The sequence below is a fragment of the Arthrobacter sp. sptzw32 genome (assembly GCF_059089735.1).
Window position 1 is genome coordinate 136,839 of record NZ_JBNHEZ010000008.1, and the last position, 12,242, is coordinate 149,080.

Here is a 12,242-nt window from a genome sequence, read left to right on the forward strand (position 1 = left end):
ATACCCCCTAGGGGTATAAGCGTCAATAGGTTGTGTCAGCCAGAAACTAAAAGTCGCCCTCCACAATGCCCGTCTCCGTTGCCGGTGCGATGGAGCTCGCTGTACCGCTGGTGCTGGTTACGGACGACGTCGGTGTCCACACCATGGCTGCAGGGGTAGTGGAGGTCCGGATGCTGGCAGTCCCGCTCGCCACGCTGCCAAGGGTCACAGTCACGACTGTCCTCGGCACACCCGCCGTGGTAACCGTGGTGGCCGTCATGGTGGCGTTGAACGTGACGGTTTTGCGGTTCTTCACGAAATTGCCCCGGGTGTTCACACTTCCCAGGTTCACCGTGCTGCCGGGCCGCTGGATGTCCAGCGTGTCTCCGCTGTTGCCCGTGCCGAGGCCCTGGACGTTGCCGTCGCGCAGGCGGACGGTTACGGGGAGGGGAGCGCCGGTCCACCCCGGGGTGACCGACGGAAGGCTTACCTGCTGGCTGTAGGTGAAGCTCACGGTGTCGCCAGCGTCCGGCCTGGCCGCCGCTCCGGTGCCGTTAACCGCCTGGACGTCAGCGCCGCGCAGGGGACTGTTGTCCACACGCCGTCCCGCAACGGTGGCGGAAATGGTTTCCCTGTTGGCGCCGTCAATGAGGATGGCGCGGAAATCGTACAACCCGTCGGGCACCTGCCGGGTGTCCCAAGTGCATGAGTACGGAGCCGCAGCCAGGGTGCAGCGCGTGGTCCAGGTGGACGTCCCTGCCGGTGCCGTTTGGATCCTGATGCTGCCGACGCCGGCTGTCGAGTTGGCTGCGGCGGTGAGGGTTGCGGTACCGGTCAGGTAAGCCCCCGGATCCTCCACCGACACGGAGGCCACGGTATTGTCCACCACCCTGTTGGTGACCGCGGCCGACGTCGTACTGATGCCTGCTGCATCCGTGGCAATGGCACGGAAACTGTAGGAGGCGTTGGCCAGGACGGTGGTGTCGAACCGGCAGGAATAGGGCGGTTCGGTGACTGTGCAAAGCAATGACCAGGTACTGGTGCCCGTGCGGGCGTACTGGATCTGCACCTGTTCAACGCCGGAGTATGCATCTGCGGCGGAGGCAGCAAACGTCCTGACGCCCCGCAGCGGTGTGCCCGGATCGGTCATGGTCACCGCGGGCGCCGCGTTGTCCACCAGGACATCCGGAATGGTCTCCGAAAAGGTGGACGTGGATCCCGAGACGGCGACGGCCCGGAGGTCGTAGAACTCGTTGGCAAACGTGCCAGTGCCCCAGGTGCAGTTGTACGGGGCGAGCAGGTTCAGGCACAGGGTGTTCCACCTGTTGGCCCCCGCAACGGAATACTCGACGCGGACGGTGTAGGTCGTGCTGCCCGGGCTGTGAAGGGTGGTGGAGAGGTTCACGGTGCCGGTCACTACTTCGCCGGGATTGTTCAGGGCCACCGAGAATGTATTCGCCACCGTGGTCTGGACGGTGGGCGAGGTGCTGGTGAGCCCGGCATTGTCCGTGGCCACGGCCCGCAGGCCATATGCGCCATCGGGTGAATTTTGCGTGTTCCACGGGCACGAATAGGGTGTTACCGCCGCCGTGCACAGCGTGGTCCATGCCCCGTTGGGAGGCAGCAGCTGGATGGCCACGTTGCGGATGCCGGTCTCGGCGTCGCTCGCCTCAGCGGTCAGTGTGACCGCACCCCGTACCGTGGCTCCCGGGCCGGCTAGGCTGACCGACGGCGGCGTCCAGTCGGCTGCCGTACCGAACGTGTTGGCGGTGCTCGCGGTGCTAGCGGTGAATGCCGCGGAGGAGAAGGCGGTGGACGTCGCCGTCACCAGCACGGCCAGGGCCGCCACCATGCCGACGGCGGCGCTTGCCTTCCTGCGCCGCGAACGGGCAGCTGGGGGAGCCGAGGCGGGCGAGGGAGTGCCGCCGTCGTCCCCGCCCCTGTCCTCGTGGTCCTCCTCGTCCCATGCACGGGTGCCGAATACGGCAAGAGCGATGGCGAGCAGTGTCAAAACACTCCACCATGCCAGGGCCGGGAGGTTGCCGCTCTTCAGCCAGAGACCGGGAAGCCCCACCGAGGGGATCAGGAGCCGGGCCTGGCCGGTGATCTGGCCGCGGTCCAGCGGCGTGCTGTCCGCCTCGGCATTGGCGTCTCCGGCCGTCACGAAGGTGCCGTCCCTGTTCTCCGCCACGATCCGGTGGAGACGGATTTTCTCTGCTCCACCGGGCTCGGCGGAGGCAGGGCTGGTGAACTCAACCACGCCGCCCACCGGCACCTTCTGCTCGGCGCCGAACGGGGCCGCGATGACTGCGTCGCCGGCGCTGATGTGCGGCTCCATGGACCCGCTCTGGACCACAGTGCCATGCCAGCCCAGCAGGACGGGCAGCGCCGCAATCAGGGCAAGGCTCAACAGCACGCCCAGATACAGCCGCGAGAGCGTGGACGCCACCAAAAGCGCCCAGCCGTCAGCGGAAAACAGGGGTCCCCACCAGGAGGGTACCCGGGCGGACCCGGGTTCCTCCCCGGTTCACGAAGTCAGGTTTGCCGCTGCCTTCCGGCTACGGCTGCGTGGGGGACTCGTCCGACTGCAGCTCCCAGACCAAGTCGATGCCCACGCGGGCACCCTGCAGTGCGTTGACGTCCTCCTGGCTCATGCCGGTGGTGTCAAAACGCCAGGTTCCGCGGTAGCTCTGCGTTTCGCCGGGGGTTCCGGCGGTCTGCCATGGTGCACCGCCGGTGGCGAAATCCCGGTTGACCGAGGCCAGTGTGGAGAGGGGCAGTTCGGGGACGGTGTTGGCAACGGGAGTGAATCCGGTGCAGTCATTGAACGAACCGCCCGTGCCCTGCTCGAGGTCAAAGTAGATCCGGTTTTCCAGGCCCTTGGAGGTAACGAGGTTCTGGGTGTAGGCCCTGACCTCGCCCGGGACGTTGGAGTTGGACGTGACTACAATGCACTTTTGGCCCGTCTGGCCGGGGACGATGTTTTCCACGGTGAAGGCGGCGGCGCCGAGATCGTCGTCGGTGAGCGTCACATTGCCGGTGCTCCATGAGCTGCCGGAGTTCCTGGTAGATGCCGTGAAGGCGGCCTGGGATCCTTGCCAGACCATGCCGCCGGCAATGAGGACGGCCAGGGGGGCAGCGCCGAACACGGCGATTTTACGGGCGCGAGCAGAGGGATTTTTCATGACTGAGACCTTGTCCTGGAACTGATGAATTGGGTTTATGCCTGGTTAACCAGGCGGACCCTCCCAGGTGTCCGCAAGCCCCCCAAGCGCTGTCAACTTCAATGTACGGGAATTTAATGCTACTTGACAGTAGTTGTCACGAGCTTGTTGCGGGACGGAAGAGAGGTGCTACCTAGGGCTTTCCCAACTTCGCCGACCCCTTCTGTTTTCACCGCGGTTTCAGGAGTAGCTGCGCCCTTGCGGCAACTTTCCGTTGTTTACAGCAGAGGTTCGCCGATTTACAGCCCGGGTACAGGCCCAGCGAACCAAGTACCGGGCGGAAACAGCCCAAGTAAGAAGCGAGTACCCACCACTGTGGTTCACCAAATGTCCCGTCGCTTCAATGGGAACCATTGCACCACCGAACTGCTTTTGGGGGAACCTCTCGTGATTACTTTGGAACTGGCAAATGACACCGGCCATGAAGGCCTTGTGCTTGAAGTCCTGCCGCAGACGCCGGCTCTTCAGATTTCCGTTTTCGGCCCGCTGACCATTCGCCGCGGCGACGTGGAGCTCAGCGCCAACCACCTGGGCGGACCCAAACCCCGCCAGGTGCTGGAAATTCTCCTGATGAACTTCGGCTCTGCGGTCTCCAAGACCCGGCTGATGGACCTGCTGTGGGGCGGCAACCACCCCGCCGCCGCGCTGCCCACACTGGAAAGCTACGTCAGCGTGCTCCGGCGCCACCTGCAGCCCGGAAGTGGTCGGACAGGTCCCTTGAAAACAGTCACCGGCGGCTATGCCATCGACCGGTCCCTGGTGGAACTGGATCTGGACCGGTTCGAGACGCTGACCAAAATGGCCGGCCAGGCGGAGCCGCGCGTGGCGCTCTCCATGATGACAGAGGCACTTGACCTCGCGTCCGAGCCGCTGCTCGGGGATGAGCTGCTGCCGGCCTGGGCAGAGGAGGAGCGGGCTGCCCACGCAGCGCAAGTTGGCCTTGCCCGGGTCATGGCCGCAGAAACCGCCCTCTCCGTGGGCGAAGCAGGAAAGGCCATCGCCTGGAGCAGTGCCGCCGTCAAGGAAGATCCCCTCAACGAACGGGCCTGGACAGCGCTGATCCAGGGGCTCGAACAGAACGGCGAAACTACTGAAGCCCTGCGGGCCTACGACCGTTGCCGCAGGATCATCGATGAGGAACTGGGCTGCGCCCCGGGGCCGGCGCTCCGGGAAGCGCAGGCACGGCTCCTCAAAAGCACGGCGGCAACATCAGCGCCGTCAGGCATCCGTGGCACCCTGTCGGTGGTCGCCAGCACCCGGCCTCAGGCCCCTGCGGTGCTTGAACGGGATACGGGTCGCCTGCGGATCCTGATTGTCGATGACCACACCACGTTCTCAGACCTGTTGGCCGGGGCGCTGGACCGCGAGCCGGACCTGGAAAGCGTGGGAGCGGCGAAGTCCGTGGCATCAGCGGTGGCCATGTTCCGGGACGCCAGGCCCGACGTCGTCATCATGGACCTTCACCTTTCTGACGGCAGCGGGCTCACAGCTGCCCAGCGCATCCTCGCGGAAGCGCCGGAAACCCGGATCGTGATGCTGACGGGCAACCCGTCGCAGGAAGCGCTGTGTGAGGCCGCCCGCATCGGGATCTGCGGCTTCCTCCCGAAAGACGGCGCACTCGGAGTCATGCTGGACACACTGAGGCACGCCCACGTTGGAAACATGATCGTGAGTCCGGCGCTGGTGGCTACGTGGGGCGCCGCGGCCTAATCCTTGCCGCGCCGGGTGGTTTGCGGACGACGGCGGCTGGTGCTTGGCTGCCAAGCCGCCCCTACGTGCGGCGCAGCTTAGCCTTCGTTGAGGTCCAGCCCTCACGGTGGAGCCTGTCAAAACCCTCCAGGAGCAGGTCCAGGGCGAACTCAAACTCGAACTGGTCATCGCACCCGTGGCCTACTACGGAGTCGGGGTCGTGTGGAGTGGCGGTGGCGATGGCAGCGATGTTGGGGTACCGCTGCGCCATTTGTGCAAACATCTCCGCCTGCACTTCAGGGGCGGGCTGCGGCGCCGACTCGGTTTTCTCGGCCGCTGAGGAGTCAAACAGTTCCTGGGTGAATCCCCACATCCGCCCGCCGAGGGCATGCATGGCATGGTGGGTGAGGTCAGGGGACAAACCGCCGGCGAGGAACAGTCCGGCGAAGGACTCCTGGTAGTCAAGGACAGCCGTGGTGGGTTTGGTGCGGGTCTCGATCGCCGGCCTCGCCCATGCGTGCCGCTGGAGCGTTCGGCGGGCGGACAGTACCCGGTTTCGGATCGCAGTCTTCAAGTCCGCGTGGGTTTCGGGCGGGTCAATTTCACCGATGATAACCTCCACCATCCCGTCCAGAAGGTCTTCCTTGTCCGAGACGTGCTTGTACAGGGCCATGGGAACGACGTGAAGCTCCTGGGCGAGTCTGCGCATGCTGAGCGCCTCGACGCCGATGACGTCCGCGAGTGCTACGGCGGCGAGCAGAACCCGCTCACGGTTCAGCCGCACGCGCTCAGCTGTTTTCGCCTGCGTCATCGGGCTCCTTCCGCGGAGTTTGAGGATAAGCCGTTGACAAGTGTACGCGGTACACCTAAAGTCGCAATCAGTAGAAGTGTACGTCGTACACCTTTCACAGTAAGGGAGACGCATCATGGCCAGTTCGGAATCGGGCACAAAGCTCCGTCCTATGGTTTCTCACCGGAAGACCTCGCTGGCTGCCGGCGTGCTTTACCTCCTCACGTTCGTGTCTATCCCCACCCTCTTCCTCTATGGCCAGGTGAAAACCGATCCCGGATACATCACCGGTCCCGGTCCCGACACCCTTGTTATTGTCGGCGGGCTCCTGGAGGTGGTTGTTGCCCTGGCCTGCATCGGGACCGGTGCGGCGCTGTATCCGGTGGTGAAGCGACAGAATGAAGGGCTCGCGCTCGGGTTCGTGGCTGCGCGGATTCTGGAAGCGGGGGCCATCTTCGCCGGCGTTGTGGCGCTGATGTCCATCGTCACCTTGCGCCAGGCCGGCGTTGGAGAGGACGGGCTTATTACCGGTCAGGCGCTGCTGGCCCAGCATGTCTGGACTACGCTGCTCGGCCAGGGCCTGATGCCCGCGTTCAACGCGCTGCTGCTCGGTTCGCTCATGTACAAGTCCCGGCTGCTGCCACGGGTGCTGCCGGTGTTCGGGTTGATCGGGGCGCCGCTGCTGATCGCGGGAGCAGTGGGCACGCTCTTTGGCTTCTGGGGCCCGGTGTCGCCGCTGGCCGGACTCGGTGCGCTGTGCCTGACCGTATGGGAGTTCGGAATGGGCATCCGTCTGGTCGTGAAGGGCTTCAACCCCGACGCGGTGGCGAAGCTCGCCACAGCCGATGCCTAAGACGCGTGGGGCGAGGCCGGGCGGTGAGGGCTGCCGGCATCACCGGCTAGGCGCGGGCTCTTTGCTTTATCCAGCCCCATACGGCCGTGGCGGCGATCAGCAGCAGGCCGATGAAGGCCAGCCACAGCAGGCCCTCGATAATGAGGCCCAGGATTGACAGGACGAACCAAATGATAAGCAGTGTGATGAGTAGTCCCATGCCGGAATACCTGCTTCGGGTCAGGCCATCTATGAGTTACTGTCGGAAACCGCTGAGCTGACGGCAGTTGGGCTGTCATACTCCTGGTCCGGGATCGCTTCAAGGGCCTGGATGACGTTGCTGTCAGCACCAGAGTCCTTTGCTTTGGACAACAAGGCGTCACGGCTGGCGGGATATTCCACGCCGCCGAGGAACTTCTGAATCTGGATGGGGTTGGGAGTTTCGGCCATCGTGCCAGTTTCCTTTCTGCTGTCCGGATCTTGTCTCTGCGCTACTGCCCGGGGAAGAGAGGCCGGGCAGATGTTCATCGTAGGCCGGTACGTCTTAGAAAAGAAGACTGCTTTCTTGTCCTGCGCCCGGTAGAGATCGTGCCCCAACCCATGCGGCAGGAAGTGTAGGCAACCTCTTCTCCGGACATGTGGTGACGCGCGGGGCCTGCCACTCGGGAAACTGCCGCGTGGGTTTCAACCATGTTTGGACGAGGAAGTCCCGGTTTAGTGACGGGCAGACCGGTCAGGACATCCACGAAAGCCCCGTTGCGGCTATAGGCCAGCACGGCAACGTCCGAGGGAGCGGAACCGGAATCACTGTGCCCCACCTGCCGGTATTGCCCCTCATCATCCGCGGGGCTACCTTGTCGCCATGGAACGCATGGCCGTACCCGAAGACATTGATGCCATCTGCAGGGGCCTGCCGGAAGTTGAACTCGGGACTTCCTGGGGTGACCGCCCAACGTACAAAGTTCCACGCGGACCGAAAGGACGAGGTTTCGTGCTGTACCGGGCCCCACATAAAACCGCCGTGGACCCGGAAACCGGCGAGCTATACCGTGACCTGCTCGTCATCGTCGTCCCGGATGACGCCGCCAAGGCAGCACTGGTCGAGGACCCGTCCGTTCCTTTCTTCACCATTCCTCACTTCGACGGCTACAACGCAGTCCTGGTGCAGGAGTCGCGGTTGGGCGAAATTGGGAGCGACGAACTGGCCGAGATCATCGTCGAAGCATGGGCTGCCCGCGCGCCCAAGAAACTGGTGGCTGAGTTCTTCGCCGGCCGCTGAGGGCGTTAAGTGAGCGAGCGTTCGAGGAAGGCGGCAGGAGCTGATAGAGCGTCCGGGAAAAGGGTGCATCAAGTGAGAGAGCGTCGCAGGGGGGAGGGGGAGGTGCGTGCTTGACGGTGCCGAACGCTTCTGGATATCCTGAACGAACGGTCGGTAAATAATTCCGCACGTCCCAGAAGGCCTTTGCATAGGAGCAACCATGGCAGCGCAGAACCTGCAGTCAGTGCCAGCTGAGCTATCCCCGGAGGAACAGGCGGCCCAGGAGGCGGAAGCCCAGGCTCACTTCGACCGTGTCATGGCTGAGGACTCCCGCATCGAGCCCAGGGACTGGATGCCGGCTGCCTACCGCAAGACCCTGCTCCGCCAGATTTCCCAACACGCCCACTCCGAGATTATCGGCATGCAGCCCGAGGCCAACTGGATCAGCCGAGCCCCCAGCCTGAAGCGCAAGGCCATCCTCATGGCCAAGGTCCAGGACGAGGCCGGCCATGGGCTCTACCTCTACTCCGCCGCCGAAACCCTTGGCCAGACCAGGGACAAGATGATGGACGACCTCATCGCCGGCAAGGCCCGCTACTCCAGCATCTTCAACTACCCGGCCCTCACCTGGGCGGACATGGGTGCCATCGGCTGGCTGGTGGACGGCGCCGCCATCTGCAACCAGGTCCCGTTGTGCCGCGCCTCCTACGGCCCCTACGGCCGCGCCATGGTCCGCATCTGCAAGGAAGAGTCCTTCCACCAGCGCCAGGGTTTCGAAATCCTCCTCGAACTCTCCAACGGCACCCCCGAGCAGAAGCAGATGGCCCAGGACGCCGTGAACCGCTGGTACGCCCCGGCCTTGATGATGTTCGGCCCGCCGGATGACGATTCGCCCAACTCCAAGCAGTCCATGGCCTGGAACATCAAGCGCTTCAGCAACGACGAACTCCGCAGCCGCTTCGTGGGCATGATGGTGGAACAGGTCCGGGTCCTGGGCCTCACCCTCCCGGATGACCAGATCCGCTTCAACGAGGACACCAAAAAGTGGGAGCACGGCCCGCTGGACTGGCACGAGTTCCAGGAAGTCCTCGCCGGCCGCGGCCCCTGCAACGCCCAGCGTTTGGAGCGCCGGAGGGAAGCGCACGACGACGGCGCCTGGGTCCGCGAGGCAGCCGTCGCTTACGCAGTAAAGCAGCAGGTTAGGGAGTCGTTGAAGACGAAGGAATACGCAGCATGAGCCCCCACGGCAACCAGGAAGTCCCTGCCAGCTCGGCCACAGACATCAACACCAACGCGGCCAAGGTTCCGGCCGGCCCGGACAGCACGGTCGACACCGCGGCAGCGGCTCCGGCCCCTGCAGCACCGGTACCGGTATCGGCCACGGAACGTGAATATGCTGCCGCAGAAAGCACCCAGGGCCGCGGCGCCTGGGGCCTGTGGGAGGTTTTCGTCCGGTCCAGCCGCGGTCTCAGCCATGTCCACGCCGGGTCCCTGCACGCTCCGGATGCCGCCATGGCACTGCGCAACGCCCGTGATCTTTACACCCGCCGCAACGAGGGCGTCTCCATCTGGGTTGTCCCGGCTGAAGCCATCGCCGCGAGCGATCCGGATGCCAAGGGCTCGTTCTTTGAGTCGCCGCAGGGCAAGGACTACCGGCACGCCACGTACTACACCAAAAGCGAAGGGGTAAAGCACCTGTGAGCACCCCCGCATCGAACATTCAAGAAACATCAGGCCACGGCGACATCTCCACCGGCGTCCAGGCCCCGTCGGGAAGTGGCGACAGCAACGCCAGCGCCACCAGAATCACCCCCGGCAATGCCCTGCGCCCGGAGGACATTGCCCTCGAGGTCCATACCGGCCTGGCCAAACCGTCAGAGGATGTTGCCGAGTACGCCCTGCGGCTGGGTGATGACGCCCTGATCCTCGCCCAGCGTTTGGGCCACTGGATTTCCCGCGCCCCAGAGTTGGAGGAGGACGTGGCCCTGGGCAACATCGCCCTGGACCAGTTGGGCCACGCCCGGAGTTTCCTCAGTTACGCCGGCGGTGCACTGTCCAACGAAGACGGCACGGCTAAGTCCGAGGATGATCTCGCGTACTTCCGCCGCGAGCACGAGTTCCGCAGTGTCCAGCTGTTCGAGCAGCCCAACGGCGACTTCGCAGTGACCATCGCCCGGCAGTTCATCGTTAGCTACTACCAGTTCGAGCTCTACCGCCGGCTCACCGCATCCACGGACGCCACCCTGGCCGCCATCGCTGCCAAGGCCGTTAAGGAAGTGGACTACCACCGCGACCACAGCGCGCAGTGGATCCTCCGCCTCGCCGGCGGCACGGACGAGTCGCGCCGACGGATGATTCACGGCCTGCGCCTGATGTGGCCGTACGTCAACGAACTGTTCCAGGACGATGACCTGACGCAGCGGCTCGCCGAGGCGGGGGCCGCCGTCGCGCCGTCCAGCCTGCGGGAGGACTTTGACCGGCTCACCGGCGAAGTCCTTCACGAAGCCGAAGTCGAGGTGCCGGACGTCCCGGCTGCCCCGGGCGGCGGACGGCACGGCAGGCACTCGGAGCACCTGGGCTACCTCCTCGCGGAGATGCAGGTCCTCGCCCGCGAGTACCCCGGAGCGAAGTGGTGACCACCCAGGCCATGTACATTTCGGACTTCGAAACCCGGACGCGCACGCCGCGGCAGAAGGCGTGGGACATCGCCGCCACCGTATGTGATCCGGAAATTCCGGTGCTCACCATCGAGGACCTGGGCATCCTGCGGAACGTGCAGGTGGCAGCCGACAAAAGAGTCATCGTCACCATCACCCCCACCTATTCCGGCTGCCCGGCCATGGACGCCATCCGCGACGATCTGCAGGCCGCATTCAAAAAGGAGGGCTACACGGACGTCCAGGTGGACCTGGTGCTCGCCCCCGCCTGGACCACGGACTGGATGACGGAGGCAGGGAAAGCGAAGCTGCAGGAGTACGGCATCGCCCCGCCGTCGGGCATGTCCAACGCAGCACGGCACGCCGGCCCCATCCGCCTGCAAATGGCTGTCAAGTGCCCGCAGTGCGCCAGCCTGCACACCAAGGAACTCACCCGCTTCGGCTCCACCTCCTGCAAGGCGCTGTATGTGTGCCAGGACTGCAAGGAACCGTTCGACTACTTCAAAGTGCTGTAAGGAAGCCCCATGCCTGTTGTCCGCCAGACCGCCGCAGAGACGGCGCAGGCCACCGGCCGCCGTCGTCCGTCCTTCCACACCCTGGCCGTGAAGGAGGTGCGCCGGCTCACCGAGGACGCCATCGAGGTGGCTTTCCACGTCCCGGCGGAGCTCGCCGGCCAGTTCGACTACTTGCCCGGCCAGTACGTGGCTCTGCGCACCAAGCTGCCGGATGAGACCGGCGAGCTGCACGAGGTGCGCCGCAGCTACTCCATCTGCGCGGAGCCGCGCAGCTTCGCGGACGGGAGCAGTGAGATCCGGGTGGCGGTGAAGAAGGACCTGGGCGGGCTGTTCTCCACGTGGGCCAACGCCGAGCTGAAGGCGGGGGACACCTTGGACGTCATGAGCCCTATGGGCGCGTTTGTGTCCAAGCACGGCCGGGACGGCAAGGCCGTGGAGCAGAACCGGATGAACTCCATGAACAACCCGGAGGAGCTGGCGGGGGACGTCGCCGCCCACGGGGAGGCGAGCTTTGTGGCCATCGCCGCGGGCAGCGGCATTACGCCGGTGATCGCGATCGCCCGGACACTGCTGGCCAAAAACCCGGAGTCGCGGTTCGACCTGATCTACGCCAACAAGGCCGCCATGGACGTGATGTTCCTGGAGGAGCTGGCGGACCTGAAGGACAAGTACCCGCAGCGGCTGGCCATCCACCACGTGCTGTCCCGCGAGCAGCGGATCGCGCCGCTGCTCAGCGGAAGGATCGACGCCGAGAAGCTCCAGCAGCTGCTGGGCACGGCCATCCACGCGGACGACGTGGACGAGTGGTTCCTGTGCGGGCCGTTCGAGCTGGTGCAGCTGTGCCGGGACACCCTGGCCGAGCGCGGCGTAAAGCCGGAAAACATCCGGTTCGAGCTGTTCACCTCCGGCAAGCCGGACCGGCCGGAGGGGCACGCGGGCCGTCCCGTGGTGGTGGACGAATCCAAGGAGACGTACAAGATCACGTTCAAGCTGGACGGCCTGCAGGGGGAGGTGGCCAGCCCCACGCACGCCCGCGAGTCCATTCTCAACGCCGCGCTGCGGGTCCGCCCGGATGTGCCGTTCGCGTGCGCCGGGGGAGTGTGCGGCACGTGTCGGGCCAAGGTGGTCACCGGCAGCGTGACCATGGACGAAAACTACGCCCTCGAGCAGGATGAGCTGGACAAGGGGTACGTGCTGACCTGCCAAAGCCACCCCACCAGCAAGGAAGTCACCGTCGACTTCGACGTCTAATTTCTACAAACAATTGAGTCCGGGTACACGCCCGCAGGGTTCCCTGG

General features: G+C 65.0%; 13 protein-coding genes. 8 read left to right on the forward strand and 5 right to left on the reverse strand.

Annotated elements, in window-relative coordinates:
- Positions 1–46: 46 nt before the first annotated feature.
- Entirely contained in the window at positions 47–2,428 is a 2,382-nt protein-coding gene (locus tag AC5RVN_RS15605) for a S26 family signal peptidase (RefSeq protein WP_494138525.1), read from the reverse strand.
- A 109-nt stretch (positions 2,429–2,537) separates the two neighbouring features.
- Positions 2,538–3,164 carry a hypothetical protein gene (locus AC5RVN_RS15610; protein ID WP_494138526.1) on the reverse strand — a complete coding sequence of 209 codons (627 nt, stop codon included), beginning with the start codon at positions 3,162–3,164 and terminating at the stop codon, positions 2,538–2,540.
- A gap of 426 nt (positions 3,165–3,590) precedes the next feature.
- Between AC5RVN_RS15610 and AC5RVN_RS15615 the strand changes: the two genes are divergently transcribed.
- Positions 3,591–4,913 (forward strand): BTAD domain-containing putative transcriptional regulator, encoded by a 1,323-nt coding sequence (locus AC5RVN_RS15615; protein WP_494138527.1) that lies wholly within the window; start codon positions 3,591–3,593, stop codon positions 4,911–4,913.
- A 61-nt stretch (positions 4,914–4,974) separates the two neighbouring features.
- Here AC5RVN_RS15615 and AC5RVN_RS15620 read toward each other — a convergent pair whose 3' ends face one another.
- Complete coding sequence (locus AC5RVN_RS15620) at positions 4,975–5,703, reverse strand: TetR/AcrR family transcriptional regulator (RefSeq protein WP_494138528.1); 729 nt, start codon at positions 5,701–5,703, stop codon at positions 4,975–4,977.
- A 115-nt stretch (positions 5,704–5,818) separates the two neighbouring features.
- Between AC5RVN_RS15620 and AC5RVN_RS15625 the strand changes: the two genes are divergently transcribed.
- Complete coding sequence (locus AC5RVN_RS15625) at positions 5,819–6,535, forward strand: DUF4386 domain-containing protein (RefSeq protein WP_494138529.1); 717 nt, start codon at positions 5,819–5,821, stop codon at positions 6,533–6,535.
- A 46-nt stretch (positions 6,536–6,581) separates the two neighbouring features.
- Here AC5RVN_RS15625 and AC5RVN_RS15630 read toward each other — a convergent pair whose 3' ends face one another.
- On the reverse strand, positions 6,582–6,734 hold the full coding sequence (locus AC5RVN_RS15630; RefSeq protein ID WP_494138530.1) for a hypothetical protein: 153 nt from the start codon (positions 6,732–6,734) through the stop codon (positions 6,582–6,584).
- Positions 6,735–6,763: 29 nt separating this feature from the next.
- Positions 6,764–6,964 (reverse strand): DUF2795 domain-containing protein, encoded by a 201-nt coding sequence (locus AC5RVN_RS15635; protein WP_494138531.1) that lies wholly within the window; start codon positions 6,962–6,964, stop codon positions 6,764–6,766.
- A gap of 412 nt (positions 6,965–7,376) precedes the next feature.
- Here AC5RVN_RS15635 and AC5RVN_RS15640 point away from each other — a divergent pair, with 412 nt between their 5' ends.
- The 6 genes from AC5RVN_RS15640 to paaE all read left to right on the forward strand — a co-directional run bounded on the left by AC5RVN_RS15640 (position 7,377) and on the right by paaE (position 12,195).
- The gene (locus AC5RVN_RS15640; RefSeq protein WP_494138532.1) at positions 7,377–7,793 is read left to right on the forward strand and encodes an MmcQ/YjbR family DNA-binding protein; all 417 of its coding nucleotides are present in this window, start codon (positions 7,377–7,379) and stop codon (positions 7,791–7,793) included.
- 199 nt (positions 7,794–7,992) lie between these two features.
- The gene (gene paaA, locus AC5RVN_RS15645) at positions 7,993–9,009 is read left to right on the forward strand and encodes a 1,2-phenylacetyl-CoA epoxidase subunit PaaA (protein ID WP_494138533.1); all 1,017 of its coding nucleotides are present in this window, start codon (positions 7,993–7,995) and stop codon (positions 9,007–9,009) included.
- Entirely contained in the window at positions 9,006–9,473 is a 468-nt protein-coding gene (gene paaB, locus AC5RVN_RS15650; protein ID WP_494138534.1) for a 1,2-phenylacetyl-CoA epoxidase subunit PaaB, read from the forward strand. Before paaA ends, paaB begins: the two co-directional genes overlap by 4 nt.
- Entirely contained in the window at positions 9,470–10,408 is a 939-nt protein-coding gene (gene paaC / locus AC5RVN_RS15655; protein WP_494138535.1) for a 1,2-phenylacetyl-CoA epoxidase subunit PaaC, read from the forward strand. The genes paaB and paaC overlap by 4 nt, the downstream gene beginning before the upstream one ends.
- A gap of 11 nt (positions 10,409–10,419) precedes the next feature.
- Entirely contained in the window at positions 10,420–10,944 is a 525-nt protein-coding gene (gene paaD / locus AC5RVN_RS15660; protein WP_494138575.1) for a 1,2-phenylacetyl-CoA epoxidase subunit PaaD, read from the forward strand.
- 9 nt (positions 10,945–10,953) lie between these two features.
- Positions 10,954–12,195, forward strand: coding sequence for a 1,2-phenylacetyl-CoA epoxidase subunit PaaE (paaE, locus tag AC5RVN_RS15665; protein WP_494138536.1), 1,242 nt, complete (start codon positions 10,954–10,956; stop codon positions 12,193–12,195).
- Positions 12,196–12,242 lie beyond the last annotated feature (47 nt).